Source organism: uncultured Arthrobacter sp. (assembly GCF_947495145.1).
Lineage (GTDB): Bacteria > Actinomycetota > Actinomycetes > Actinomycetales > Micrococcaceae > Arthrobacter_D.
Map to the genome: position 1 here is coordinate 70,060 of NZ_CANLXP010000002.1, position 25,627 is coordinate 95,686.

The 25,627-nt window shown below is 64.8% G+C and carries 26 protein-coding genes; 2 read left to right on the plus strand and 24 right to left on the minus strand.

Annotation, left to right across the window (positions count from 1 at the left end):
* Positions 1-19: 19 nt before the first annotated feature.
* The 8 genes from Q0877_RS01790 to rimP form a co-directional block, all read right to left on the minus strand.
* Positions 20-487: a hypothetical protein gene (locus Q0877_RS01790; protein ID WP_299165345.1), complete on the minus strand. Its 468-nt coding sequence runs from the start codon at positions 485-487 to the stop codon at positions 20-22.
* Positions 463-837 carry a hypothetical protein gene (locus Q0877_RS01795; RefSeq protein ID WP_299165346.1) on the minus strand — a complete coding sequence of 125 codons (375 nt, stop codon included), beginning with the start codon at positions 835-837 and terminating at the stop codon, positions 463-465. Before Q0877_RS01795 ends, Q0877_RS01790 begins: the two co-directional genes overlap by 25 nt.
* Positions 837-1,775 (minus strand): tRNA pseudouridine(55) synthase TruB, encoded by a 939-nt coding sequence (truB, locus tag Q0877_RS01800; protein WP_299165348.1) that lies wholly within the window; start codon positions 1,773-1,775, stop codon positions 837-839. Before truB ends, Q0877_RS01795 begins: the two co-directional genes overlap by 1 nt.
* Before the next feature lie 137 nt (positions 1,776-1,912).
* On the minus strand, positions 1,913-2,362 hold the full coding sequence (rbfA, locus tag Q0877_RS01805; RefSeq protein WP_299165351.1) for a 30S ribosome-binding factor RbfA: 450 nt from the start codon (positions 2,360-2,362) through the stop codon (positions 1,913-1,915).
* 116 nt (positions 2,363-2,478) lie between these two features.
* Positions 2,479-5,379, minus strand: coding sequence for a translation initiation factor IF-2 (gene infB / locus Q0877_RS01810; RefSeq protein ID WP_299165353.1), 2,901 nt, complete (start codon positions 5,377-5,379; stop codon positions 2,479-2,481).
* Between the two features lie 205 nt (positions 5,380-5,584).
* Positions 5,585-5,887, minus strand: a complete 303-nt coding sequence (locus Q0877_RS01815) for a YlxR family protein (protein ID WP_367182105.1) — start codon at positions 5,885-5,887, stop codon at positions 5,585-5,587.
* A 49-nt stretch (positions 5,888-5,936) separates the two neighbouring features.
* On the minus strand, positions 5,937-6,908 hold the full coding sequence (nusA, locus tag Q0877_RS01820; RefSeq protein WP_299165356.1) for a transcription termination factor NusA: 972 nt from the start codon (positions 6,906-6,908) through the stop codon (positions 5,937-5,939).
* 30 nt (positions 6,909-6,938) lie between these two features.
* The gene (gene rimP, locus Q0877_RS01825; protein ID WP_299165357.1) at positions 6,939-7,556 is read right to left on the minus strand and encodes a ribosome maturation factor RimP; all 618 of its coding nucleotides are present in this window, start codon (positions 7,554-7,556) and stop codon (positions 6,939-6,941) included.
* A 107-nt stretch (positions 7,557-7,663) separates the two neighbouring features.
* On the opposite strand from rimP, the gene Q0877_RS01830 reads away from it, so the two are divergent.
* Together Q0877_RS01830 and Q0877_RS01835 are read left to right on the plus strand one after the other, a co-directional pair.
* Entirely contained in the window at positions 7,664-8,731 is a 1,068-nt protein-coding gene (locus Q0877_RS01830; protein WP_299165570.1) for a DUF4439 domain-containing protein, read from the plus strand.
* Positions 8,732-8,740: 9 nt separating this feature from the next.
* Positions 8,741-9,757, plus strand: coding sequence for an aminoglycoside phosphotransferase family protein (locus tag Q0877_RS01835; RefSeq protein ID WP_299165359.1), 1,017 nt, complete (start codon positions 8,741-8,743; stop codon positions 9,755-9,757).
* 6 nt (positions 9,758-9,763) lie between these two features.
* On the opposite strand, the gene Q0877_RS01840 is transcribed toward Q0877_RS01835, so the two are convergent.
* The 16 genes from Q0877_RS01840 to Q0877_RS01915 all read right to left on the minus strand — a co-directional run bounded on the left by Q0877_RS01840 (position 9,764) and on the right by Q0877_RS01915 (position 25,624).
* On the minus strand, positions 9,764-10,558 hold the full coding sequence (locus tag Q0877_RS01840) for a TSUP family transporter (RefSeq protein ID WP_299165360.1): 795 nt from the start codon (positions 10,556-10,558) through the stop codon (positions 9,764-9,766).
* An 11-nt stretch (positions 10,559-10,569) separates the two neighbouring features.
* On the minus strand, positions 10,570-12,369 hold the full coding sequence (locus Q0877_RS01845) for a proline--tRNA ligase (RefSeq protein ID WP_299165361.1): 1,800 nt from the start codon (positions 12,367-12,369) through the stop codon (positions 10,570-10,572).
* A gap of 109 nt (positions 12,370-12,478) precedes the next feature.
* Positions 12,479-13,255, minus strand: coding sequence for a hypothetical protein (locus Q0877_RS01850; RefSeq protein WP_299165362.1), 777 nt, complete (start codon positions 13,253-13,255; stop codon positions 12,479-12,481).
* A gap of 44 nt (positions 13,256-13,299) precedes the next feature.
* Positions 13,300-14,193 carry a GNAT family N-acetyltransferase gene (locus Q0877_RS01855; RefSeq protein WP_299165363.1) on the minus strand — a complete coding sequence of 298 codons (894 nt, stop codon included), beginning with the start codon at positions 14,191-14,193 and terminating at the stop codon, positions 13,300-13,302.
* On the minus strand, positions 14,147-15,313 hold the full coding sequence (gene ispG, locus Q0877_RS01860; protein ID WP_299165364.1) for a flavodoxin-dependent (E)-4-hydroxy-3-methylbut-2-enyl-diphosphate synthase: 1,167 nt from the start codon (positions 15,311-15,313) through the stop codon (positions 14,147-14,149). The genes Q0877_RS01855 and ispG overlap by 47 nt, the downstream gene beginning before the upstream one ends.
* A 66-nt stretch (positions 15,314-15,379) precedes the next feature.
* Positions 15,380-15,676, minus strand: coding sequence for a YciI family protein (locus Q0877_RS01865; protein WP_299165365.1), 297 nt, complete (start codon positions 15,674-15,676; stop codon positions 15,380-15,382).
* 17 nt (positions 15,677-15,693) lie between these two features.
* Positions 15,694-16,125 carry a hypothetical protein gene (locus tag Q0877_RS01870; protein ID WP_367182106.1) on the minus strand — a complete coding sequence of 144 codons (432 nt, stop codon included), beginning with the start codon at positions 16,123-16,125 and terminating at the stop codon, positions 15,694-15,696.
* Positions 16,125-16,745, minus strand: coding sequence for a MarR family transcriptional regulator (locus Q0877_RS01875; RefSeq protein WP_299165366.1), 621 nt, complete (start codon positions 16,743-16,745; stop codon positions 16,125-16,127). Before Q0877_RS01875 ends, Q0877_RS01870 begins: the two co-directional genes overlap by 1 nt.
* Positions 16,746-16,809: 64 nt before the next feature.
* Positions 16,810-18,159 carry an RIP metalloprotease gene (locus Q0877_RS01880; RefSeq protein WP_299165367.1) on the minus strand — a complete coding sequence of 450 codons (1,350 nt, stop codon included), beginning with the start codon at positions 18,157-18,159 and terminating at the stop codon, positions 16,810-16,812.
* Positions 18,160-18,187: 28 nt separating this feature from the next.
* Positions 18,188-19,408: a 1-deoxy-D-xylulose-5-phosphate reductoisomerase gene (gene dxr, locus Q0877_RS01885; protein ID WP_299165368.1), complete on the minus strand. Its 1,221-nt coding sequence runs from the start codon at positions 19,406-19,408 to the stop codon at positions 18,188-18,190.
* A 125-nt stretch (positions 19,409-19,533) separates the two neighbouring features.
* Positions 19,534-20,346: a CoA ester lyase gene (locus Q0877_RS01890; protein ID WP_299165369.1), complete on the minus strand. Its 813-nt coding sequence runs from the start codon at positions 20,344-20,346 to the stop codon at positions 19,534-19,536.
* On the minus strand, positions 20,339-20,869 hold the full coding sequence (locus tag Q0877_RS01895) for a MaoC family dehydratase (RefSeq protein WP_299165370.1): 531 nt from the start codon (positions 20,867-20,869) through the stop codon (positions 20,339-20,341). Before Q0877_RS01895 ends, Q0877_RS01890 begins: the two co-directional genes overlap by 8 nt.
* The gene (locus Q0877_RS01900) at positions 20,844-21,515 is read right to left on the minus strand and encodes a CoA transferase subunit B (RefSeq protein ID WP_299165371.1); all 672 of its coding nucleotides are present in this window, start codon (positions 21,513-21,515) and stop codon (positions 20,844-20,846) included. Before Q0877_RS01900 ends, Q0877_RS01895 begins: the two co-directional genes overlap by 26 nt.
* Before the next feature lie 2 nt (positions 21,516-21,517).
* Positions 21,518-22,303, minus strand: coding sequence for a CoA transferase subunit A (locus Q0877_RS01905; protein WP_299165372.1), 786 nt, complete (start codon positions 22,301-22,303; stop codon positions 21,518-21,520).
* A 61-nt stretch (positions 22,304-22,364) separates the two neighbouring features.
* Positions 22,365-23,525 (minus strand): acyl-CoA dehydrogenase family protein, encoded by a 1,161-nt coding sequence (locus Q0877_RS01910; RefSeq protein ID WP_299165373.1) that lies wholly within the window; start codon positions 23,523-23,525, stop codon positions 22,365-22,367.
* Positions 23,522-25,624, minus strand: coding sequence for a biotin carboxylase N-terminal domain-containing protein (locus tag Q0877_RS01915; protein ID WP_299165375.1), 2,103 nt, complete (start codon positions 25,622-25,624; stop codon positions 23,522-23,524). The genes Q0877_RS01910 and Q0877_RS01915 overlap by 4 nt, the downstream gene beginning before the upstream one ends.
* Positions 25,625-25,627 lie beyond the last annotated feature (3 nt).

Genomic DNA, 25,627 nt, shown 5'->3' on the forward strand with positions numbered 1-25,627 from the left:
GCCCTGTAGCTTCATCTTCTCACTCCGGACGCGCCTGTGCTGGAGCGCGTTCCGAAGATGCGGCACGGTGCCGGTACAGCCACCACAGACCAAGCACCGGCAGAATCAGCGGAACAAATCCGTAACCCCGGCCATATCCGGACCACACCGTGTCAGCGGGAAAGAGAACCGGGTCGACGACGCTGAGCGTGCCAACGGTGAGCACACCGACCAGTTCCAGGCCCACGGCAGCAACAGACAGCCGGTACCAACGCGGCCCCGGGCGGCTCAGGGACACCGTGGCGAACACATACACAATGGCGGCGATCGCCGTCAGGGCATAGGCCAGCGGAGCCTCGGAGAATTTGGTCCCAATCTGAAAGGCTGCGCGCGCGGTGGCCGCCAGCGCGAAAACGCCGTACACAGCAATCAGGAGGCGGCCCGGTCCCCGGCTCAACGTACCGGCGGCTTCACCGTGCGTTCTCACGCCGGCATTGCTCCGTCCCATATCTGCTCCATCCGATACAGCATCACAAAGATCGTTATCCCCACCGCACCCAGAACCAGGTTGCTCCATCTCGAACGCTCGAGGATTGCCCACCAGAACGCGCCCACTGGAATCAGCAGCGCCGTCAGCAGGTAGCCCCAAAACTCCCAGACCTCACCGGTGACGGGTTCCCCGCCGGCCTGCCGCACAATTCCTGCGACCAGATACACCAGCAGGAACAGTTCCACGGCCGCCACGGCGAGGATGGTCACATCGTTGGGCGGCTGCCTGATGACCGCCGCACCAATGCAGAGCAGGGTCGAGACCAGGCACACGACGGTGCCCGCTACGAAGAATCCGTCCACGATCATCAGCTACCCGACTCACCGGGCGCGAAAACCAGCGCCGGCTTAGCCTCGCTACCCCGCTCTTCGAGGAGTGCGATCAACACACCATCAGGGCCGAAAGCTGCGACGGGGCGCTGGTTGAGCTCCTCGGAGGACGAATCAGCAGGTTCAGCCGCCGTACCCGCACCGATCCGCCGGCCGTGTGAAAGGTCCAATGCTTCCGCCGCGCTCAACTCGCGAACACGGAACAGTGCGCGTGCTGCTTCGTCGATGCCGAGCAGCCTGAGGTCCTGGGCCAGTTCCTCCAGGGTTGATGCCTGGTCGAGCGTATACGGGCCGACCTGCGTGCGGCGCAGAACTGTCAGATGGCCTCCGACGCCGAGCGCCGTACCGAGGTCCCTTGCCAACGCGCGAATATATGTTCCGGAACTGCATTTCACGGTCACGTCGACGTCCTGCACCACGCCGCCGTTTTCGCGCCGGATATCAGCGACGTCAAAGCTGTGCACGGTCACCGGCCGCGCCGGCAGCACGACGTCCTCCCCCGCCCTCACGCGGTTGTAGGCCCGTTCACCCTTCACCTTGATGGCGCTGACGCTGCTGGGAATCTGGCTGATGGGACCGGTCAGTTCTGCGACGGCCGCTTGTATTGCGTCAGGTGAGACCGCAGCAGCGGAGGTCTCGGCTGTTACCTCGCCCTCGGAGTCGTCAGTGATCGTCGACTGGCCCAGGCGAATGGTGGCGGTATAGGTCTTCGAGGTTCCGACAATGTAGGTCAGGAGGCGGGTTGCCCGGTTGACCCCCACCACGAGGACTCCGGTGGCCATCGGATCGAGGGTGCCGGCATGTCCCACCTTCCGGGTTCCGGCAAGGCGCCGCATTCTGCCCACAACGTCATGGCTGGTCCAGCCCTGCGGCTTGTCCACTATCACTAGTCCTGAGTGGACCTGCCCTGAATTCACGCCTTCCAGTATAGGTGCGTCAGGAAACCTGCCCGGCCCACCGCTACGAGGCATTTACAGAAGAGGAAAGCCTGCTCACATCAGTGAGCAGGCTTTCCGGACGCTTAATAACGCACGCCTGATGAACCGACAGGACGCTACAGGGAGTCTTCGTCCCGTTCGTCGTCCTCGCCCGGCTTGCGGTAAGGATCGGCGTCGCCGGCAAAGGCGGCCTTCCTTGCAAGTTCAGCTACTTCCGCGTCGCGTTCCTTGGCGGTACGGAGCAGCTCTTCCAGGTGGGTCGCGTTGACCGGGATCTCGTCCGGTACAAACTCGAGCGTGGGCGTCAGCCGTGCGGTGATGTTCCGGCCCACTTCCGAGCGGAGCACTCCCTTCGCCGACTCGAGCGCCTTGTGCACCGCAGCTTGCTCCTCGGCTTCGCCGAACACCGTGTAGTAAATCGTGGCGTGCTGCAGATCGTTGGTGACGCGGGCGTCGGTGACGGTGACCGCTTCGAGACGGGGGTCCTTGACCCGCCGGCGAAGGGCCTCGGCGACAATGACCTTAATGCGCTGCGCCAACCGTGCAGCGCGTGCGGCGTCTGCCATGACTTCTCCTTACTTCCTCCCCCAGGGGAGCTATAACGACGACGGCGCAGATGCCCCGGCGTCGGTATGGGCAGGAGGCGGGGCCGCTGCATGCAGCGGCCCCGCCTGAAACGAGCCTAGACCCGAGGCTTCTCACGCATCTCGTAGGTCTCGATGGTGTCGCCTTCCCGGATGTCGTTGAACGACCCGAGGCCGATACCGCACTCGAAGTCCGTGCGGACCTCGGTGGCGTCGTCCTTGAAGCGGCGGAGCGTGTCGACCGTGAGCTTGTCGCCAACCACCACTCCGTCACGGATCAGACGTGCCTTCGAGTTCCTGCGGATAACGCCGGAACGGACGATCGAGCCCGCGATGTTGCCGAACTTGGACGACCGGAAGACTTCCCGGATCTCCGCCGTGCCCAACTGCGCTTCCTCGTACTCCGGCTTGAGCATGCCCTTGAGTGCGAGCTCGATGTCGTCGATGGCTCCATAGATGACCGAGTAGAAGCGCAGGTCCACACCTTCGCGCTCAGCGAGGTCGGCCACACGCTCGGCCGGCTTGACGTTGAACCCAATGATGATCGCGTTGTCCACCGTTGCCAGGTTGACGTCGTTCTGCGTGATGGCACCGACACCGCGGTGGATAACGCGCAGTGCGACTCCCTCGCCGACATCGATCTTGAGCAGCGAGTCTTCCAGTGCTTCAACGGCACCGGAGACGTCACCCTTGAGGATGAGGTTGAGGGTATCAACCTTGCCCTCGGCGACTGCCTGGTCGAAGTCTTCCAGGCTGACGCGCTTGCGGCGCTTGGCCAGTGCCGCATTGCGGTCCGCAGCTTCACGCTTTTCGGCGATCTGGCGGCCCGTGCGCTCATCGGGCGTGACGAGGAAGGTATCGCCTGCACGGGGAACCGTCGACAGACCCAGTACCTGTACCGGACGGGACGGACCCGCCTCGGTGACGTTGTCGCCGTTCTCGTTGAACATTGCACGGACACGACCGTGGGCGACGCCCGCGACGATGGTGTCACCGACGACCAGCGTTCCGGACTGGACCAGCACGGTGGCAACCGCACCGCGGCCCTTGTCAAGGTTCGCCTCGATCGCGATACCGCGGGCGTCCTTGTTCGGGTTGGCACGCATGTCGAGTGCAGCATCCGCGGTCAGCAGTACTGCTTCGAGCAGTTCGTCGATTCCCTCGCCGCGCAGCGCCGAAACGTGCACGAACATCGTGTCGCCGCCGTACTCCTCGGGAACCAGGCCGTACTCGGTGAGCTGGCCCTTGACCTTGTCCGGGTTGGCGCCCTCCTTGTCGATCTTGTTCACTGCCACCACGATTGGCACGCCGGCAGCCTGGGCGTGATTGAGCGCCTCAACGGTCTGCGGCATGACGCCGTCGTCCGCTGCCACTACCAGCACAGCGATGTCGGTGACCTTCGCACCACGGGCACGCATGGCGGTGAACGCCTCGTGACCCGGAGTGTCGATGAAGGTGATCGGACGGTTGTCGCCCTCGTGCTCGTGGTCGATCTGGTATGCGCCGATGTGCTGCGTGATGCCGCCGTGCTCGCCGGCCACAACGTTCGACTTGCGGATGGCATCCAGCAGCCGGGTCTTACCGTGGTCGACGTGACCCATGACGGTCACTACGGGCGGACGTGCTTCAAGCTGCTCGTCACCCTCGGCGGCAAGTTCGGCATCGAGGTTGATGTCGAAGTTGTCGAGCAGCTCGCGCTCCTCATCCTCAGGGGACACAACCTGGATCTTGTAGCCGAGCTCCGCGCCAAGCACCTCGAAGGTAGCTTCGTCCAGCGACTGCGTTGCCGTAGCCATCTCACCGAGGTGGAACAGCACGGTGACCAGCGCTGCGGCGTTCGCATCAATCTTCTCGGCGAAGTCGGTGATCGAGGATCCACGACGGAGCCGCACGATGGTGCTGCCGTCACCGCGGGGAACGCTGACGCCGCCCAGCGAGGGAGCTGACATCTGCTCGAGCTCTTGCCGCTTCGCGCGCTTCGACTTGCGCTGCTTGCCGCGACCGGCTCCGCCCTTGCCGAATGCGCCGGCAGTGCCGCCGCGTCCGCGGCCACCCTTACCGAAACCGCCGCCGACCGGGGCTCCGCCGCCTGCGCCGGGAGCTCCCCCGGGGCCACGACGGGGCCCGGCGCCTGCGCCGGCAGCTCCACCACGACCGGGAGCAGCCGGACGCTCAGTGCGGTTGGGCATCATGCCCGGAGTAGGTCGAGTACCACCGGCACCACCGGGGCGGGGTGCGCCCGGACGGGGACCGCCTGCACCTGCAGCAGGGCGCGGACCGCCTGCACCGGCTGCGGGACGGGGACCGCCTGCACCGGCTGCGGGACGTGAGTTGCGCTCGTCGTCACGACGTCCACCGGGGCGTGGCATTCCCTGCGAGGGCGCGAACGGGTTGTTGCCCGGACGAGGACCACCGGAGCGGTCGCCGTCACCGCGGCCACCCCTTGGCATGCCCTGGGACGTTGCGAAGGGGTTGTTGCCCGGACGGGGGGCGCCGGAGCGGTCCCCTGGGCGTGCCGCTCCCGGGCGGGCCGAGGTTGGCCTTGCCGTTGCCGGCTTGGGGGCCGGAGCCGGAGATGGCTTGCGTTCGGTGTCGGAGTCACTGCTCGTTGCTGAGCCGGTGCCGGCACCTGTATCTGTCTCTGCTTTTGGCGGCTCGGGTGCCTGGAAAGCAGGGGCTGCGGGAGCCTGCTCGCGGGGAGCATCAGCTGCCGGAGCAGCAGGCTTTTCCGGGGCGGGCGCCGGAGCTGCCGGCGCGGGCCTCGGCGTAGCTGCCTTGGGAGTGGGTTGGGATGCACGCGCCGGTGCCGGTGCCGACGCGGGAGCTTTCGCTGCCGCCGGGGCATCGGGGAACGCGCCGCGAAGTTTCTTCACGACGGGCGCTTCAATGGTTGAGGATGCCGACCGGACGAATTCGCCCAGTTCCTGCAGTTTTGCTACTGCATCCTTCGAGGTAATTCCGAGCTCTTTGGCGAGCTCGTGTACGCGGACCTTGGCCACATTTCTCCTGTCTCGGTCCGCACCGAGTCAGGAGCGAACCGTCTAATTCCTACTGCAGACCCCAACCGCCGAAGCAGCTGACGCGCTGATTGCAGAGCTCAACAGATTGTTCATCGTTGGGCACTCATCGCTGGGTACTCATCGGGTTTCCATCAGTTTTCTGACCCGCTTTCAGGGAGGACGGTGTACGTGCAGGGAACCTCCGTCAGGAGGCACCCTTGAGTGTGTGAAGCCACTGCTCAACGCCTCGCGTGTCAATCACACCCCGAAAGGCGCGGTTGAACGCTTTGCGTTTAAGCGCAATCTCCACACAGGACGGCCGGGGGTGCAACCAGGCACCCCTGCCCTCCAGCCGACGGTGTGAATCCACCTCAGCGACTTTGACGCCGCTGTGGCTGATCTCTGACCATCGAACCAGATTGGCCTGGTCGTCACGGCCTCGACAACCGATGCAGGTTCGAACCGGTTGGTGGCGTAACGACATAAGCCCTATCCATTCTAGCGCCATGCACGTCGATATGACGCATCGGCCGTGTACAAAGGCGAGCCGCGGGGTTTCAGGCGCCCGCGGCGTCGGACGCGATATCGATGCGCCATCCGGTCAGCTTGGCGGCGAGCCGCGCATTCTGCCCTTCCTTGCCGATGGCGAGGGACAGCTGGTAGTCCGGTACAACAACCCGCGCACTGCGGGTTTTCTCATCTGTGATGGTCACGGACGAAACCCGTGACGGCGAGAGTGAACTCGCAATGAACGTTGCGGGATCATCGCTGTAGTCGACGATGTCGATCTTCTCGTCGTTGAGCTCGCTCATGACGGCCCGCACCCGCGATCCCATTTCTCCGATGCACGCGCCCTTTGCGTTCACTCCCGGAACATGCGCCTTCACCGCGATCTTGGTGCGGTGCCCTGCTTCCCGGGCGAGTGCAACGATCTCTACGCTCTTGTCCGCGATTTCCGGCACCTCGAGCTCGAACAGTTTCCGCACAAGCCCGGGGTGTGAACGCGAGACCGTGATCGAGGGCCCCTTCATTCCGCGATGCACGTCAACCACGAACGCGCGCAGGCGCGTCCCGTGGAGGTACTTCTCCCCCGGGACCTGCTCGGGCGGCGGAAGCAGCGCCTCAACTGAGCCGAGGTTGACCTGGATCATGTGCGGATTGTTGCCCTGCTGAATAAGGCCGGCTACCAGCTCGCCTTCCTTGCCCCGGAACTCGCCGAGGATGTTGTCGTCCTCAGCATCGCGCAGCCGCTGAAGAATGATCTGGCGGGCGGTGCTTGCAGCGATCCTGCCAAAGCCCGTGGGCGTGTCGTCATACTCGCCTACTGCCACGCCGTCGTCGTCGACCTCGGTAGCCCAGATGGTGACGTGGCCTGTCCGCCGGTCCAGCTGCGCCCGGGCTGTCTCCTGTGCTCCTGTGGTCTTGTGATAGGCAACCAGCAGGGCCTGCTCGATGGTGGGGATCAACAGATCCAGGGGGATCTCGCGTTCCCGTTCCAGTAGCCGCAGAGCGCTCATATCTATATCCATTGGGGCCTCCTCAGCAACCAGCGGTGGTAATCAGTCATTGTCGCCGCCGGATTCCTCGGCATCATCGCGGGCAAATTCAACCTGGACTGTACCCTTGCGGATGCTGTCATAGGGAACCTCCCGGCTCTGGCCGAACTTCGGCTTGGTGCCCTTCCTGACCGCGATCAGCGGCGTGAGGGACATTGAGGCTTCACCGGCATCGGTCAGCCTGCCTTCCAGCACTTCACCGTCAGCAAGCTTGACGTCGACGAGCCTGCCGATGTTCCTGCGCCAGTGGCGCGGCTGGGTAAGCGGCCGCGACACACCGGGCGAGGAGACCTCCAGATCGTAGGGACGTCCGTCATCCCCTGGATCATCGTCGAGGGCATCGGAGACGCTCTGCGATACCTCGGCAACGGCGTCGAGGCTAACGCCCTCAATGCCCTCGCCCGGCAGATCCACCACTACATGCAGCGTCCGGTGGCTGCCCGCGAGGCGGACTTCCACCTCTTCCAGGATGAGGTTGTGCTGTTCCACGGTGGGACGCAGGAACTCATGGAGCCGCGCAGCCTCAGCCGCCGCGTCGACGTGCGCGGAAGCCGCGCTCCCTGGGTGCGCCGGAATGGTCTGCCTGCCGGCAGTAGTCTGTTTGCCCGACCGAACCGCCATGGCCGCCTCCCGCTCGATGATCTTGTAGCTACTACCCTAACGACTTTATGACAGGTCGGTGAATGGCACCCGGAACGCTCTTGTGCATGGCATGATGATCGGTTGTGATGCACTCGAGGGACCGTTCGGCCGCAACCGGCAGCGGATTCGGTGCAGCGGTCAGGCGCGTTCTTCGCACCCTGGTCCTGCTGCTCGTCCTTCTGCTCGTGGCTTCAATCGGCCTTGTCATCGGGAAGGGTGCCCCGAATGCAGAACCGAGCGCCGCTGAACTTGCCCTCAGCGAGGGTGCGGCTTCCGCGCAGGCGCTTGCGGCGGCCGCCCGGTTACTGGAAACGTCCGCTCCAGCGGTCGAAGCCGACTATGAGGCAATGGCGGAGATGCTCGACCTGCACGCGTCTGCCCTGCGTCCCGCCGCAAGCACCGGCGAATCCCCGTCTCCTGCCTCCTCCCCCGCGGGCTCCCCGTCGCCGACATTGCCGTCCGCCGCGCCGGTAGCCCCCTCGCCTGCTGATTTCCTGACCAATCTCACACACTCCTACACCAGCGCCTTTGCCGCGGCAGCCGTCGTCGACGCCGGACCGGCCCGGGTACTGGCTTCCGCAGCAACCGCCCAGTGGCTTAGGAGCCGCGCACTGGCCGAGGATCTGGGCGTTACCGTACCTGTGATCCCGGTACCGGAAACCCGGTACGACGACGGCGCCGCCCCCAACTGCCCGACGCAGACGACACTCACACCGGACCACGGCCTGGACGGCGCGCGGACCGCAGTGCTGGCTGAACAACGGGCGTCGTACGCCTATGAAATCGTTGCGGCGCGTGCCGACGACCCCGAAGCCCTTCTCGACCGAATGGCGGCCCACGAGGGTTCAGCTGCGGAGGGCTCAGAGATCCTCGCCCAGCACTGCCTGGCCGGCCCGTTGCCGTCCGCCGCCTATGCGCTGGATGCGAGCTTCTCGTCCGGTCCCGACACGGCGCTGCGGGAGCTGGAAGCCGCGCTGGTCGGCACCTATACGGACCTCGTGGGCGTGAGCGCGCCGGGACCCGTGCGGGAGTGGGCTCTCCGGCAATTGGCGGAAACCGCGCAGGGTCTGGTTGAGTCCGATGCTGCTGAGCTCGAGGTTCTCCCGGGAATCGACCCGGCCGAGTACCCGCGGCTTCAGGACCCCGCCAGCTAGTCTTGGCGGGTGGACGCACGCAATATCGAGCTTCCGCGCACGTTGATGCGCAAGGTGTTGATCCTGCCCGGGGGCAGGGCGTGGCTGGACAGCTGGGGCAGCATCGCAAACCGCTACCTTGAAGCCTGGGACCTGGTTCTTGAGCTTGAGCCGGGCGTTGCGCCGTGGAGCGGACACTGCGCCGTCGTGCTTCCGGTCGCCTGCGCGGACGGGCGGCCGGCCGTCCTCAAGATCACTGCCCCGCATCCGGAAGCGGTTTCCGAACCTGACGCGCTGGCACTGTGGGACGGACGCGGCGCCGTCGAACTCCTGGACAGTGCGCGCGATGACTTCGTGCTGCTGCTTGAACGGCTGGACGGGGATTCCTCTCTGGCGGCGCTCCCGCTTGCTGAAACCACCGAGGTCTGGGGGTCTGTGATGCGCAGGCTGTCCATCGCGCCCGCCGGTGCGATCGACAACCCGCGCACAAGGGACCCGCGATGGCTTTCCCTGCCGTCGGTGGCGGATCAGGCGGAGCAATGGACCGATACGCTGCCGCTTGAGTGGGAAACTCTCGGGCGTCCCTTTGACCGCTGGCTGCTGGAGTATGCGCTCGAGGTGTGCCAGGTGCATGGCGCGGTGGGACGGCGCCGCGACCATGATGTGCTGGTGCATTCGGACCTGCACTATCTCAACATCCTGCCGGCCCTGGAAAGCCCACGGCAGTTCCTCGCCATCGACCCCAAACCGGTCCTGGGCGATGCGGAGTTCGCGGTGGCGCCGATGCTCTGGAACCGGATCGGTGAGCTTTCAGCCGCCGACCCCGCCGCACACTTGCGCGACCGCTGTACTGACCTCGCGCTGGCAGCGGGACTCGATCCCATGCTTGCCCGGGACTGGTCGGTGGTCCGTGAGGTGGACAACGCGTTGGGGTACCTGCGGGAAGGAAAAGCCGGCGACGCCGACCGCTCGCTCTGGGTGGCAAGCAACCTGCTGCGCAAACCTCTGCTGAACCTGCCGCCGGCGGAACGGTTGTCCGCACCCTGACTAACCTCAGCGGATGTTTTCCACCCACACGTCATAGCCGAGCTTCAGGATGAGCGCCCCGACCACGACCAGGAAGACCACGCGGATGAACGTGCTGCCCTTGGTAATTGCCATCCGCGAGCCCGTGTAGCCGCCCACCATATTCGCCCCTCCGAGGATCAGGCCGAGGCCCCACAGGAGCGAACCGTTGGGCAGGAAGAACACCAGGGCCCCGAAGTTCGTTGCCATGTTCACGATCTTCGCCTTCGCGCTGGCGCCGAGGAAGCTGTAACCGAGCAGGGTGACCATCGCGATGATGAGGAAGGAACCCGTGCCCGGTCCGATGAGGCCGTCGTAGAACCCGATGACCAGGCCGATTGCACCGGCCGTCCCATAGTGCCGGTGGCCGGTGTAGCGGAGCTTGGTGAGGGTGCCGACGGTGGGCCGGAACGCTGTGAACACGGCGACGGCGATGAGCGCAACAATGATGATGGGCTTGAATACCGACGCCGGAAGGGACGAAGCGAGAATGGCTCCGCCGAAGCTTCCGACGAGCGCGATCAGCGCCATCGGCACAGCCGTCCGCAGATCCGGTCTCGCACGCCGAAAGTAGGTGACCGCGCTCGTTGTGGTGCCGAAGATGGAACCCATCTTGTTGGTCGCCAGGGCCTGCACGGGCGTTATTCCGGGAACCATCAACAGCGCCGGCAACTGGATCAGTCCCCCGCCCCCGACGACGGCGTCAACCCAGCCGGCAGCGAACCCGGCAACCACGACAAGCACAATGGTAGAGAGCTGGATCTCCTCCAGCCCGGACAACATCCTTTCGCGCCTTAGGCGCTGATCAGCGCATGCAGATGATCGACGACGTCGGTGACAGCCACGTTCTCGCTCGTACCGGAGCGGCGGTCCTTGACCTCCACGAGTCCTTCAGCCAAACCGCGCCCCACCACGACGATGGTCGGGATACCGATCAGTTCGGCATCGCCGAACTTCACGCCGGGCGAAACCTTCGGCCGGTCGTCGAAGATCACGCTGAGTCCCCTGCCCTCGAGTTCGCCCGCTAGCTGCTCGGCCGCGGCGAACACTTCATCGCCCTTGCCCGTCGCTACGAGGTGGATGTCGGCGGGTGCAACGTTGCGCGGCCAGATAATGCCCTTGTCGTCACGGTTGGATTCAACCAGTGCAGCCACTGCCCGGGTGACACCGACGCCGTAGGAGCCCATGGTGACCGTTGTCAGCTTGCCGTTCTGGTCCAGGACCTTCAGATGGAGTGCTTCGGCGTACTTCCGCCCGAGCTGGAAAATGTGGCCCATCTCGATACCGCGCTGGGCACGCAGGTGACCTGACCCGTCAGGTGCCTCATCGCCGGCACGCACTTCGACGGATTCAATGACGCCGTCCCAGTTGAAATCACGGCCTGCAACGAGACCGAAGACGTGCTTCCCGCGGACGTTTGCGCCGGTCACCCAGGTGCTGCCCCGGACGACGCGCGGGTCTACGAGGAACGTGAGGCCGGTGGAGCCCTCGGTCCCCAACACTGCTGCGTCGCTGCTCAGTCCCGGGCCGATGTAGCCCTTGACCAGACCCGGATGTTTCTTGAGGTCCTCATCGGTGGCCGCTTCGACAGTCACTTCTCCGCTGACTGACAAATGGACGCCGATATTGGCTTCAATGCGCTTCAGGTCAACGCTGCGGTCGCCCGGCACACCCACCACAACGAGCTCTCGCTCACCGGTAGGCAAGACTGTCGCCAGCACTACGTTCTTGAGCGTGTCAGCGGCGGACCACGCCCGGTCCTGACGCGGGAGCACGTCGTTGGCGTGGTCGACCAGTGTTTCGATGGTCGGTGTGTCCGGCGTGTCCCGCACTTCGGCGGGCGGGGCATCCGCGTAGTCCAGTTCGGGAGGCACCACTGTGGTGACGGCCTCCACGTTTGCCGCGTAACCGCCGTCGGACACCACGAAGGTGTCCTCGCCGATTTCGGAAGGGTGCAGGAACTCCTCGCTCCGGGATCCGCCCATCGCCCCGGCAGTAGCGGCGACCGGAATTACGTCCAGTCCGAGCCGCGCAAAGATCCGAAGATAGGCCGCCCGATGCAGGTCGTAGCTGTGCTCAAGCCCCGCATCGTCGATGTCGAAGGAGTAGGAGTCTTTCATGATGAATTCACGGCCGCGCAGCAGCCCTGCCCGCGGACGTGCTTCATCGCGGTACTTGGTCTGGATCTGGTAGAGACTGAGCGGCAGGTCCTTGTAGGAGTTGTAGAGGTCCTTGACCAGCAGGGTAAACATTTCCTCATGCGTGGGTGCGAGCAGGTAATCCGCGTCCTTGCGGTCCTTCAGGCGGAAAATGCCTTCGCCGTATTCGGTCCACCGGTTGGTTGCCTCATAGGGCTCCTTGGGCAGAAGCGCCGGGAAATGGACCTCCTGCGCACCGATTGCGTCCATTTCCTCACGGATGACCGCTTCCACCCTGGCAAGGACCTTCAGGCCCAACGGCAGCCAGCTGTAGATACCGGGTGCGGCGCGGCGGATATAACCCGCGCGCAACAGCAGGCGGTGGCTTGCCACCTCAGCTTCGGCTGGATCTTCGCGCAGCGTGCGAAGGAAAAGAGTGGAGAGTCGAAGGACCACGCTTGGAATCCGTTTCTTTGGCACTTTCTGCCGCGGTTCAAGGACCAGAGCGGCAGCAACAACACCTACCAATCTAACCGGTCCGGCGGGTTGCCGGTGACAGGCAGGCTCAGGGCGCGCGGAGCTCGGCCACCACGAGATCCGTCAGGAGTTCGGCGCGGTCAACGTCGGCTTCCGGATCGGTCGATCCGCCTACCAGCACGTCGACGACGGTGCTGCCCACAGCGGCCCGCACCGTGATGGATTCCTGCACGGTTCCAGGCACCTGCGCGGTGGTACGCAGGGCAAGATCCTCATCAGCCGCGGTCTCCACCTCGACTTCCATCACTGTGGTCCTGATCTCCTGGCTCGATATCTCCATCGTGAATCCGGAACACGTGTTCAACTGGTCCCGGCTCGCCTGGACCTGGGCGCCCGCTGCTTCCTCTGACGGAAGACCGGACAGACTGACCGTGTCGGGCTGCAGCGAGGACTCCCCCGCAAATGTCATGGCCGCGCGGCTCGCCTCTATCAGGGAACTTTCCGGACTGGATTCGGCGTAGATGTTGCATTCCGCGGGGGTCACGGCAATTTCCTCCGCCCGACGGGCGCCCTCCTCCTCGAGGGCACGAAGCTCGGCATCGGAAATGATCTGGGCGTTGAGTGATTCGCCCTCGTTGACTGCGGCCAGCACCGCTTCGAGCTGTTCGGCACTTAATTGGGAGCCGTCGCCCGCAGGAACCGAAGGCCCGGACGGGGTTGCCGAAGGGGCCGGCTCCGCAGGGCTGGGCGCCGTCGTCGTTACCGGTTCCTGCGTTGCGGGATCCTCCACCGCGCGCTCCGAACTGCACCCCGCCAAGGCCGTGACAATGGCGAGTCCGCCGACGATACGGGCAACCCTGCTCACGGCTGGTCTTGCGGGACGGAGGCACGGCCAAAAAGCGCGCATGGTCAAAAGAGCACCGTCGCGAACTCACCCGTCCGGGTGAAACCGACGGTCCGGTAGAGAGCCAAAGCCCGTGTATTGAACGAGTTCACGTAGAGGCTGACAACGGGCGCCAGCTTCAGCGCCTCATTCACGACGGCGGACATGTACCCTGCGCTCAGCCCCTGCCCACGGTAGGCCGGGTTGATCCACACGCCCTGAACCTGCGCGGTGTCCGCCGACACCGTGCCCAACTCCGCCTTGAAGATCACCTGGCCGTCGTCGTCGAAATCCACGAGCGAGTGCCGCCTGCGAATCAGGCTCGCCACGCGCCGGCGGTAGTGCTCCTCACCGCCGACATACGGTGAGTAACCGACTTCCTCCTCGAACATGGCAGCACATGCGGGCAGGATCTTTTCCAGCTCGGACGGCCTGGTATGCCGGAGGGTGGGTGCCGGCGGAATCGACGAAGGCTCCCGGATTTCCAGCAGCGGCTGTTCGGCACGGACGTCGAAGGGCTCCGCGCTGTAGGAACTCAACGTGGACCAGAGGCCCATCACGGAAGCCGCGGGGCCGAAAATGGAGGAAAAGCGCCGCCCGCTCTCGCCGAGCAGGGTTCCCAGGGCGGCCGCGTCACTGCCTACCATCCCGATCGGAACGAGGTTGACCCCGGTCCAGCACGCGGAGACCATGTGCGAACCGTAGAACGCGCCGATTACCTCTCCCCCGGACGACGACGGCGCGGCCGTCCCTGCCGCCTCCAGATGCGCGGCCATGAAGACATTGGCCGTGCTGTCCGAGTTCACCAGCTGCCAGAGATGCGGGGTGTCTTTCCCGTCGAGAGTGCGGAACACGAGCCCGCCCGCAGCCTGCTTACCGGACGGAAACCACGGGGCCACCCGGGCCAGCAGTTTCGCCATCGGTTACGCCCATCTCTTCTGCGATTCTCATTGCTTCTTCAATGAGTGTCTCAACAATCTGGTCCTCAGGAACAGTCTTGATGACCTCTCCCTTGACGAAAATCTGGCCCTTCCCGTTTCCGGAAGCCACGCCGAGGTCCGCTTCACGCGCTTCGCCGGGTCCGTTCACCACACAACCCATGACAGCGACCCGCAAGGGCACCTCCATGCCCTCCAGGCCGGCGGTCACCTGCTCCGCGAGGGTGTACACATCCACCTGGGCACGGCCGCAGGACGGGCAGGAGACAATGTCGAGCTTGCGCGGACGCAGGTTCAGCGACTGCAGAATCTGGTTTCCGACCTTGATTTCTTCGACGGGAGGCGCCGAGAGAGACACACGGATGGTGTCGCCGATCCCCTTGGCAAGCAGCGCACCGAACGCTGTGGCCGATTTGATGGTGCCCTGGAAGGCCGGCCCGGCCTCCGTCACGCCGAGGTGCAGGGGCCAGTCACCGCGTTCGGCCAGCAGCTCGTAAGCGCGGACCATCACCACGGGATCGTTGTGCTTGACGGAGATCTTGAAATCGTGGAAATCGTGTTCCTCGAACAGTGACGCTTCCCAGACCGCGGACTCAACGAGCGCTTCCGGAGTTGCCTTGCCGTACTTCTGCAGCAGGCGCGGGTCGAGGGACCCGGCATTGACGCCGATCCGGATGGACGTTCCTGCGGCCTTCGCTGCGGCGGCAATTTCCTTGACCTGGTCGTCGAACTTCCGGATGTTGCCGGGATTCACGCGAACCGCTGCACATCCGGCGTCAATCGCTGCAAAGACGTACTTCGGCTGGAAGTGGATGTCGGCGATGACCGGAATCTGCGACTTCCTGGCGATAATGGGCAGCGCCTCGGCGTCATCAGCCGAAGGACAGGCGACCCGGACAATGTCGCAGCCGGACGCCGTCAGTTCGGCGATCTGCTGGAGGGTTGCGTTGATGTCCGTGGTGGGGGTTGTGGTCATGGACTGCACGCTGATGGGCGAGTCTGATCCCACCCCAACTGAGCCCACCTTGATCTGGCGGGTCTTTCGCCGCGGAGCCAGGGTTGGCGGCGGAGCGGCAGGCATTCCGAGGTTGACCGAGGTCAAAGCATCCTCCAGGGATAGGTTTGTGGCTAAAGGTCGGGGGAAACGTTGCTGATCGTCGCCGACCAGTCAGCGATCCGCGTGCTCGGCGAGAACGCCGATTACGGGGTTCCACTGCGTTGACTTCACCGCAGAGATGACGCCGGCCGCGGCGAATGGATCCTGCTTCAGCAGGTCATTCAGCTCGGCTTCGGTGTCTGCGACGAAGAGCAGCAGTGCCCCCGCATTGTCCACGAAGGGCCCGGATGCGAGGACGCTTCCCCGGCTGACCAGCTGGTTCAGCCACTCCCGATGTGCAGGGCGGTGTTCGTCCCGGCTGGCTGCGGATTCGGCTCCGTAAACGTACTCGACTGCGTAAACACTCATACGTCCACCCTACGTGATCAGAGCAGGTAGACAGCTGTGAGTCCCGCGACAGCGCAGGCCCACAGCAGGGAGGTCAACGTACCGATGATGAACCGTTCGGCCGCCGCAGGAGTCTCCTTCAATTCCGCATAACGCCCGAGGCCCTTGATCGCCACAACATAGGCAATAGCAACGGGTTCGTTGAGGAGGATCGCGAGCGCCACGCCGGTCCGCTCAAGGATGCCGATGACCAGCCCGCCCCGGAGAACGCCCGGGGTGTCCGGAGCCGCCTCGTCGAGCGCTGCTTCCTGTTCCCCGCCGGCAACCGGCACCGCCTCTACATCGGAGATCGGAGCAGGAAGGTTTTTCTGGTCATCCACTGCGCGTGCCAGGCGAAGGACCGCGAGCGTGATGGGAGAACCCAGAGCCCCCGCAACGACAAGCGCCATAAAGCCCCAAAAAAATTCCACTATTCCCTCAACCCGTCTGCGGTGTGCCCGGCATTTTCACTTGCCAGCTGCAACAATACTGCGGCCGCGGGGCGGGCCGCCCACTCTTCGACCCAGGCTGACCGGAAGACCGCTTTGCTGACAGCCTGCGGACTGATGTCCAGTGTGCGGGCCACTGCTGACTGGCTGCCGCGCTGCTGTGGTTCGAGTAGGTCCAGAATCCGCCACTCCGCATCCGTTCGCTGCATGACGAACCGACCGATGAGGGAGAGTACGCCTTCAGCGTCAGCTGCCCCGTCTGCACCCTCCACGGCAAGAGGCGCCCGGTCTCCTGTTTTCTTTGCGCGCTCGACGGCGGTCCTCGCCGTCACGAAGGCACTCCCCCTGCCCTCTCGCGGGGTTGCGGGCAGGGGAAGCTCTACCGTTCCAATACCTATGCCGACGTACCAGCCGCCTGCGCGCAAACACCGCATCGTCGCTTCGATGACATCTTCGCCGGATACGAGAATTCCCTGAATCTCATCTCCCACCGACCGCTCGAAGGGGACCGCGGTAGGCACCCCGTCCAGATACGCCAGGAGACTCGGAACGCCGTCGGGCTCATTGGTGCTGTTCCGCTGGTCGATCGTCAGCACATACATAGTGCTACGTTATAAGGTTGATTTCGCGAATTCAACCTATCTGATATGAATTTTGAAATTCAACCTATCCGAAGAGGTCGACCGGCTTCACGATGTCGGCATAGATAAGAAGTGCGCCCATCCCCATCAGGAGCACCGCAACCGCGTAGGTCAGCGGCAACAGCTTCGCCATGTCGAACGGCCCCGGATCCGGGCGTTTGAAAAGTTTCGCCACCCACCGCCGCAGTCCCTCCCACAGGGCGCCGGCGACATGGCCGCCGTCGAGCGGCAGGAGCGGAATCAGGTTGAATACAAACAGTGCAAGGTTCACGCCGCCAACGAGACCTACGAGTGTTGCAGCGCGGGCCTCGAGCGGAATCTCCTCCATCGCCGAGACCTCTCCGGCGATCCGTCCCACTCCCACCACGCTGATGGGGCCCTCCGGGTCACGCGGAGCATCGGAAAACGCCGCTTCGGCGACCTGCGCCACGCGTTGCGGCAGATTGAGTACCACACCGGTTACACGGACCAGGCTTTCGCCTACCGCCGGCATCACCTCCGATGCAGGCTGCGGCACCAGTTCCTGCTGGGAACCAACTCCGATGAAGCCGACCTCCTGCATCACAGGGGTGCCGTCGTCGTTCAGGGTTGCCCTGCCGTCGATGTCGGGAACCGGACGCTCGGTAAGCAAAGGTTCGATGGTTGCGGTAATCGTCTCACCGTCGCGTACGTAGGTGATCGGCACTTCCTGGCCCGCAGCATCGCGGATCCAGGAAGAAAGCTCGGTCCAGCCGGTCACTTCCCGGCCGTCGAATGCCACAACCCGGTCCCCCGGTTGCAGGCCGGCCTCGAAGGCGGGAGCGGCCGGATCCGCGGGCCCGCAGTCCGTCTGTCCGGTCTCCTGCTGCTGATCGGCCGGAACCACGCACTGGTAGACCTCGGAGACGGTGGTGGTGGGCTGCGCGGATCCGAAGCCCATGATGAGGACCGCGAACATCACAATGCCGATCAGCAGGTTCATCAGCGGCCCACCGAGCATGATCACAATACGTTTCCAGATAGGCAGCTTGTAGAAGACCCGGTTCTCGTCACCGGGCTGGAGCTGCTCCGCTGCAGCCTGGCGGGCATCCGCTGCCAACTGCTGGAACATGCCGGTACTGGACTGACGGACCGTTGCACCGCCGTCGTCGGCCTTTGCGGGCGGGAACATGCCCACCATTGAGACGTAACCGCCCAATGGGAGTGCTTTGACGCCGTACTCGGTTTCACCCTTGCGGCGGGAGAAGATGGTGGGACCGAACCCGATCATGTACTGCGTGACCCGGACCTTGAAAAGCTTCGCGGGTGCCAGGTGGCCCACTTCGTGCAGCGCGATGGAGGCCGCGATGCCGACGGCGACGAAGAGCACGCCGGCGAGAAACAGCAAAATCGACACGCGTCAGTTCCTTCTCGGTGGATAAGTCTCAGTCCTGGAAGCCACAACGAATCCGCGCGCTGCGTCGTGCCCAGGTTTCGGCGTCGAGCACTGATTTGAGGGTGAGGTCCGCTTCGCTCGTATGTTCTTCGACGACGGCGCGCACGGTGTCCACGATATCCGTAAAGCCGATCCGTCCGGCGTGGAACGCCGTTACTGCCTCTTCGTTGGCTGCGTTGTAGACCGCCATGAACGTCCCGCCGCGCGCTGCTGCGTCCTTCGCGAGCGCAACGGCAGGAAACGCGTCCTCATCCAGCGGCTCGAAGGTCCAGGAGGTGGCTTTCGTCCAGTCACACGCTGAAGCGGCGCCGCGCACGCGGTTCGGCCAGCCGATACCGAGGGCAATCGGCAGCCGCATATCCGGCGGCGACGCCTGGGCGATCGTGGAGCCGTCGATGAACTCCACCATCGAGTGCACCACGGATTGCGGATGGACGACGACGTCGATCCGGTCCAGCGGCACATCGAACAGGAGGTGCGCCTCAATCACTTCGAGGGCCTTGTTCACCATGGTGGCCGAGTTGGTGGTGACCATCAGCCCCATATCCCAGGTGGGGTGGGCGAGCGCCTCTGCCGGGGTGACCGACGCGATTTCGGCGCGGGACCGGCCCCGGAACGGGCCGCCGGAAGCTGTGAGCACCAGGCGCTGGACCTCCTCGGCGGTTCCGGAGCGCAGTGCCTGGGCAATGGCGGAATGCTCTGAGTCAACGGGGACTATCTGCCCCGGACGTGCCGCGTCGTGGACCAATTGCCCACCGGCGATGAGCGATTCCTTGTTGGCGAGCGCCAGCAGGTGGCCCTGCTTCAGTGCCGCGAGGGTGGGTGCCAGGCCGATCGAGCCGGTGATGGCATTGAGGACGACGTCGGCATCCGGCCAGGCTGCCAGTCGCGCGGACGCGTCGGCGCCGGCGAAGATTTCCGGCTGGTACGAGGGCTTGCCCGCCTTGCAGGCGGCGTCGGCGATTGCGGCGTGCAGTTCCTGTTCGGAGCTGGCCGCTGCGGCCACCGCCGGAGCCTCGGCCTTCACCGCTTGATCAGCGAGCAGCGCCAAGTTCGAACCGCCGGCTGACAGGCCCGCCACCGAGAACAGGTGCGGCGACTGCGCGATGACATCGAGCGCCTGGGTGCCGATTGAACCGGTGGATCCGAGAATGATCACGCGGCGCGGGGCGGACTGCGAGGGGTCAGACCGGGAAGGGGGAAACTCCATCCTCCTAGTATTCCGCACCGCTCCCAATGCGTTGAGCGCCTCACTTCAATGCGTTGAGTTGGCAGGACACACCCCTTTTGGCGGGCTATTCGGGGCGTGTCCTGCCAACTCAACGCAGTAGGGGGTTAGGGGTGCCCCGCCCGCCGGAGGGTCTGCTCTGCGTGGCGGAGGATCGGCCCATCCACCATGGTGCCCCGGAAGGTGAAGACGCCGCCCTCGTGCTGGGCCGCTGCCAGTACGTCGCGCGCAAACTGTTCCTCGTCAGCCGAGGGCCGGTATGCCTCCCGGATGATCGCCACCTGGCTGGGGTGGATGCAGGCCTTCATACCGAACCCTGAAGCGACGGCGTCGCGCGCCTCCGCGGCAAGCCCGTCCACGTCGGGGATGTTGACATAGACCGAATCCACTGCCTGCTTCCCTGCGGCCGCTGCCGCCAGCAGCACCGTTGAGCGGGCGTGCATCGCGATGTCGCGGTAGCCGCCGTCGTCCTTGCGGCTTGCGGTACCACCCAGCGAGGCAACCAGATCCTCCGCTCCCCACATGAGAGCGACGACGTTGGGTTCCTCAGCCAGCTCAGTCGCCTTCAGGACTCCGCGGGCCGTCTCGCAGAGCGCGACAACATCGAACCCGTTGAGGGCCCACAGGTCTTCGCCGCCCTCAGCTTTGGCCAGCATGACCGTCCGGTACTGCGTATCCCGAAGCGCCTGCAGATCGAGCGCGAACTCGTGGCTCTGCGCGGGATTCACCCGCACGATGGTCTTTGCCGGGTCGAGCGGATGCGAAATCAGCGCCTTCCGGGCGGCGGCCTTACTGTCCGGAGCCACCGCGTCTTCGAGATCGAGAATCACCGCGTCGGCGCGCTCAGCGGCTTTGCCGAACCGCTCCGGACGGTCGGCCGGACAAAAGAGGAGGGCCGGGCCCATTCCGAACTCAGTCATGAACGCCCCTACCCTCTCCATGCGCGCCGGCGCTCCACATCAGGACAGTGCGCGTGGCCAGCGCCACCACCTCGCCGTCCTGGTTGCGTCCGGTGTGCTTCATGGTTACCAGTCCCTGCCCGGGCCGGGACTTCGACGGTCGCTTCTCCGTGATCTCCGTCTCCGTGTAGAGGGTGTCACCGTGAAAGACGGGTTTGGGAAACGAAACATCCGTCAATCCGAGCTGCGCCACGATAGTCCCCTGCGTGAGCTGGGCGACTGACTGCCCGACGACGGTGGCCAATGTGAGCATTGAGTTCACCAGCCGCTGACCGAAGGGCTGCTCGCCGCTCCACGCCGCATCGAGGTGCAGCGCCTGCGTGTTCATGGTCATGGTGGTGAACAGGACGTTGTCCGCTTCGGTTAGCGTTCTGCCCGGGCGATGTGCGTACACGACGCCCGTCTGCAGTTCGTCATAGTAGAGGCCGCGCTGCACGATGGTGCCCGGCGCGGGGTCCTCAGCGCTCACTTCGGGCCTGCCCATTCAAATCAACCTCGAGCGGAGCGCCGGTGGCAGCAATCACGTCATCCACGCTGACCCCGGGAGCGGTCTCACGAAGGATCAGTGTTCCTCCGTTGCGCTCGGAGTCCACATCGATGACCGCCAGGTCGGTGATGATGCGGTCCACACAGCCCTTGCCGGTCAGCGGCAGCGAGCACCGCTCAACGATTTTCGGATTGGACTTCCGGTCAACGTGCTCCATCATCACGATCAAACGTTTGGCCCCGAACACCAGGTCCATGGCGCCGCCCATTCCCTTGACCATCTTGCCGGGAATCATCCAGTTGGCCAGGTCCCCGTTTGCGGCGACCTCCATGGCTCCGAGGACGGCGACGTCGACGTGTCCACCGCGCACCATGCCGAAGGATGAAGCGGAGTCGAAGAAGGCCGCGCCGTCGTTCACGGTGACGGTTTCCTTGCCCGCATTGATCAGGTCCGGGTCCAGCTGGTCCTCAGTGGGGTACGGTCCGACGCCGAGGATTCCGTTTTCCGAGTGGAGCACCACCTCAACGCCGGCGGGGATGTAATTGGGAATGAGCGTGGGCATGCCGATGCCGAGGTTGACGTACTGCCCGTTCTCTAGCTCCTGGGCCACCCGTGCGGCCAGTTCATTTCGTGTCAGGGCCATGATCAAAGCTCCTTCGCCAGGCTGGAGGGTTCGTTCTTGTCCAGGGACACTGTCCGCTTCTCAATCCGCTTCTCGGTGTTCGGCGCATGGACAACGCGCTGGATGAAGATACCCGGAATATGGATGTGCTCCGGATCCAGCTCGCCGGGCTCCACCAACTCCTCCACCTCGGCGATGGTGATGCGGCCAGCCTGGGCACACAGCGGGTTGAAGTTCATGGCCGTCGCGTGGAACACGAGGTTCCCGTGACGGTCCCCCTTCCAGGCATGAACGAGGGCGAAGTCAGGATTTACCGATTCCTCGAGCACGTAATCCTGCCCGCCGAACTCCCGCACTTCCTTTGGGGACGACGCAATGGCGATGTTGCCGGCGTCGTCATATTTTTGCGGCAGGCCGCCCTCGCTCACCTGCGTGCCCACGCCGGCCGTCGTGTAGAAAGCGGGGATGCCGGCGCCGCCGGCACGCAGCTTCTCTGCCAGCGTGCCCTGCGGTGTCAGCACAACTTCCAGTTCCCCCGCGAGGTACTGGCGGGCGAACTCCTTGTTCTCACCGACATAGGAGCTGATCGTGCGCCGGATGCGGTGGTCGTCGAGAAGCCGTCCGAGGCCCCAGCCGTCAACACCGCAGTTGTTGCTGATGGTTTCGAGCTCTGTGGTTCCCTGCTTGTGCAGCGCGTCGATGAGCGCCACGGGGATACCGCAGAGCCCGAATCCGCCAACGGCCAGGGACGCTCCATCAGGAATGTCCGCTACGGCCTCAGCTGCTGAGGCGACGACTTTGTCTATCACTGCTTCTCCCTTGAGCGTTTCGATCTGCGCGTATCAACTGTTGTTCGACGGAGCCGATCCTCTAGAGCCCCAGTTCACGGGCGATGAGCATCAGCTGCACTTCGGTGGTTCCCTCGCCGACCTCAAGGATCTTCGAGTCACGATAGTGGCGCGACACCGTGAACTCGTTCATGAACCCGTAGCCGCCGAAAATCTGCGTGGCGTCGCGGGCATTGTCCATGGCTGCCTCGCCTGCGACCAGCTTAGCGATCGATGCCTGGGTCTTGAACGGCTTGCCGGCGAGCATGCGCGCCGCGGCGTCGTAGTAGGCGAGCCGGGCGGTGTGGGCGCGCGCCTGCATGCGGGCGATCTTGAACTGGATCGACTGGTAGCTGCCGATGTTGGTGCCGAAGGCCTGGCGTTCCTTCGCGTAGCGGATGGACTCTTCAACACAGCCCTGCGCGGCACCCGTGGCGAGCGCGGCAATGGCGATACGGCCCTCGTCGAGGATCTGGAGGAAGTTCGCGTAACCGCGTCCCCGCGTTCCGAGCAGGTTCGCCTCGGGAACGCGTACATCCTTCAGGGTCAGCGGGTGCGTATCGGAAGCGTTCCAGCCCACCTTGTTGTACGCCTTTTCCGCCGTGAAGCCCGGCGTGTCGGTCGGCACGAGGATGGTGGAGATTTCCTTCTTGACCGAGCCGTCCTCCCTCGTGGTGGTGTCCGTGACGGCGGTGACGGTGACGAGCCGGGTGATGTCGGTTCCGGAGTTCGTGATGAACTCCTTGCTGCCGTTGATGACCCACTCCCCATCAACCAGCTTGGCGTTGGTCTTGGTGCCCGACGCGTCAGAGCCTGCCTCGGATTCGGTCAGCCCGAACCCGGCGAGCGCCTCGCCGCTGGTCAGCATCGGCAGCCACTGCTGCTTCTGCTCCTCGGTGCCGAACCGGTAGACCGGCATGGCGCCCAGCGATACTCCCGCTTCGAGGGTGATAGCGACTGACTGGTCGACCCGCGCCAGCTGCTCAAGGGCGAGGCACAGCGCGAAGTAGTCGCCGTCCATGCCGCCGTACTGCTCAGGGAATGGCAGCCCGAACAGCCCCATTTCACCCATCTGCGCGATGACCCCGTACGGGAAGCTGTGCTCTTCATCGTGCTTCGCGGAGACCGGTGCTACGACCTGGTCTGCGAACTCCCGGACGGTATCGACCAGGTCCTGGTATTCCTCGCTCAGTTCAAAGTTCATGACTGGGGTTCTTCCTGTTCGGTGGGGACGGAGCCGGCGGGTTCTTCTGGCTCGCCGGACAATGCGGGGTGGATTCGGGCGACGACCTGGTTGGCTGTTACGAGGTCGCCGGGGCTGAGGGTGACGGCAACGGTGCCGGTGATGGTGGCGATCAGCTGGTGCTCCATCTTCATTGCCTCGACACTGAGCAGGACCTGCCCTTCCTCGACGAGTTCGCCGTCGGCCACATTCACCGTGATGACGGTGCCGGGCATCGGCGAGCGCACTTCAGGATCAGCGGCGCCTTCGGTGCGGGCAATGGATGCCAGCTGTGCCTGCAGTATTTCCTCCCGCGCAAGCATCCGGACCGGTTGGGACCAGCCGGCGTCCGTCAGCCAAACGATGGCGCCGGCCTGGACGAGGCGGGTACCCAGCGTGACGCCGTCGACGACGGCGCGCGGCACCCCGCTGCCGCCCACTGACGGGAGCCAGGAGATCTTGCAGCGGTTTTCACCGACGTCGACGATGCTGTGCGCACCGTTACGCCGCACAAGAACAGTCCGGGACGCGGTGTTACCGACCTGGAGCTCAACGGGGAGTGCCGCCGGCACCCCGCCGATCCGCCAGCCGTCCCGGGAGTGCCACGGCGACGCTGAACCGGCGGCCGCGCAGTCCGCCATGGCAGGGGGCGGGGCACCACCGGCCAGGACGACGGCGGCAACAGCGATCTCCGCGTCCGTCGCCGTCCGGAAGGCGAGAGTCGGAAGCTTCCGTTCAATCATGGTGGTGTCGAGCCGGCCGGCGCGGACGTCGTCGTCGTTGATCAACAGCCGCAGGTACTCAACGTTGGTGCGCAGCCCCGCTACCCGGGTGTGTGTCAGCGCAGAATCCAGCCGGTCGAGCGCTTCCGAGCGGGACGGCGCCCACGCGATGACCTTCGAGAGCATCGGGTCATAGGTCGGCGATACTTCCAGCCCCGGCAGCAGCGCGCTGTCGACCCGGAGGCCCTCTCCGTGGGGTTCGGACAGGTCCACGACTATGCCGGCCGCGGGCAGGAAGCCGGCCTCAGCGTCCTCTGCATATACGCGGGCTTCGACGGCGTGGCCGGTGAGGACGACGTCGTCCTGCGCCAGCGTGAGCTTCTCACCTGCCGCAATGCGCACCTGCCACTCGACGAGGTCCACGCCCGTCACCATTTCGGTAACCGGGTGCTCAACCTGAAGCCGGGTATTCATCTCCATGAAGAAGAATTCGTCCGGCGCGTCGTCGGAAACGAGAAATTCCACCGTTCCGGCTCCGACGTAGTCAACGCTGCGAGCTGCATTGCACGCCGCCTCGCCGATCCGTTCGCGGGTCGCTTCGTCCAGGAGCGCCGACGGAGCTTCCTCGATCACCTTCTGGTGCCGCCGTTGCAGGGAGCATTCCCGCTCCCCCAGGTGAATGACGTTGCCATAGGAGTCAGCGAGGACCTGAACCTCGATGTGCCGAGGCGTACGGATGAGCCGCTCGAGGAAGAGGGTGTCATCGCCGAACGCGGAGGCAGCGACACGGCGAGCCGTCTGGAGGCTGCCGGGGAGGTCTGCAGCGCGTTCCACGGCGTGCATGCCCTTGCCGCCGCCGCCTGCCGAGGGCTTGATGAGCAGCGGATAACCAACCTGACCGGCGGCTGCGATGAGGTCTTCGTCGCTCAGTCCCGACTCCGCGATGCCGGGGACCACGGGCACGTCGAAGCCGCCGACATGGTTCTTTGAGCGGATCTTGTCGCCCATGACGTTGAGGGCATGGACCCGCGGTCCAATGAACACGATCCCGGCTTCCTCAAGCGCGCGGGCAAAGGCCTGGTTCTCGCTCAGGAACCCGTACCCGGGATGCACGGCATCCGCACCGGTCGCCCGGCAAGCCGCGATGATCGCATCGATGTTGAGGTAGCTCCGGGCAGGGGCAGCCGGGCCGATCCGCACTGCCTGGTCCGCTTCGCGCACGTGGCGGGCACCGGCGTCGGCATCGCTGTAGACGGCAACCGAACGGATACCCAGGGCGCGCAGCGTGCGGATCACCCGGCACGCAATTTCACCGCGGTTGGCAACGAGAACGGCGGCGAAGAGGGCACTGTTTTTCATCGA

What these genes read in the sequence shown, in the direction of transcription:
- Q0877_RS01910 (WP_299165373.1), bottom strand. Translation starts at nt 23,525, where the DNA reads ATGAACTTTGAACTGAGCGAGGAATACCAGGACCTGGTCGATACCGTC.
- Q0877_RS01830 (WP_299165570.1), top strand. Translation starts at nt 7,664, where the DNA reads ATGCACTCGAGGGACCGTTCGGCCGCAACCGGCAGCGGATTCGGTGCA.
- Q0877_RS01900 (WP_299165371.1), bottom strand. Translation starts at nt 21,515, where the DNA reads ATGGCCCTGACACGAAATGAACTGGCCGCACGGGTGGCCCAGGAGCTA.
- rimP (WP_299165357.1), bottom strand. Translation starts at nt 7,556, where the DNA reads ATGGCGGTTCGGTCGGGCAAACAGACTACTGCCGGCAGGCAGACCATT.
- Q0877_RS01875 (WP_299165366.1), bottom strand. Translation starts at nt 16,745, where the DNA reads ATGTATGTGCTGACGATCGACCAGCGGAACAGCACCAATGAGCCCGAC.
- Q0877_RS01840 (WP_299165360.1), bottom strand. Translation starts at nt 10,558, where the DNA reads ATGTTGTCCGGGCTGGAGGAGATCCAGCTCTCTACCATTGTGCTTGTC.
- Q0877_RS01865 (WP_299165365.1), bottom strand. Translation starts at nt 15,676, where the DNA reads ATGAGTGTTTACGCAGTCGAGTACGTTTACGGAGCCGAATCCGCAGCC.
- rbfA (WP_299165351.1), bottom strand. Translation starts at nt 2,362, where the DNA reads ATGGCAGACGCCGCACGCGCTGCACGGTTGGCGCAGCGCATTAAGGTC.
- Q0877_RS01815 (WP_367182105.1), bottom strand. Translation starts at nt 5,887, where the DNA reads ATGGCGCTAGAATGGATAGGGCTTATGTCGTTACGCCACCAACCGGTT.
- Q0877_RS01795 (WP_299165346.1), bottom strand. Translation starts at nt 837, where the DNA reads ATGATCGTGGACGGATTCTTCGTAGCGGGCACCGTCGTGTGCCTGGTC.
- dxr (WP_299165368.1), bottom strand. Translation starts at nt 19,408, where the DNA reads ATGGAGTTTCCCCCTTCCCGGTCTGACCCCTCGCAGTCCGCCCCGCGC.
- Q0877_RS01895 (WP_299165370.1), bottom strand. Translation starts at nt 20,869, where the DNA reads ATGGGCAGGCCCGAAGTGAGCGCTGAGGACCCCGCGCCGGGCACCATC.
- Q0877_RS01915 (WP_299165375.1), bottom strand. Translation starts at nt 25,624, where the DNA reads ATGAAAAACAGTGCCCTCTTCGCCGCCGTTCTCGTTGCCAACCGCGGT.
- Q0877_RS01890 (WP_299165369.1), bottom strand. Translation starts at nt 20,346, where the DNA reads ATGACTGAGTTCGGAATGGGCCCGGCCCTCCTCTTTTGTCCGGCCGAC.
- nusA (WP_299165356.1), bottom strand. Translation starts at nt 6,908, where the DNA reads ATGGATATAGATATGAGCGCTCTGCGGCTACTGGAACGGGAACGCGAG.
- Q0877_RS01790 (WP_299165345.1), bottom strand. Translation starts at nt 487, where the DNA reads ATGGGACGGAGCAATGCCGGCGTGAGAACGCACGGTGAAGCCGCCGGT.
- Q0877_RS01855 (WP_299165363.1), bottom strand. Translation starts at nt 14,193, where the DNA reads ATGGCGAAACTGCTGGCCCGGGTGGCCCCGTGGTTTCCGTCCGGTAAG.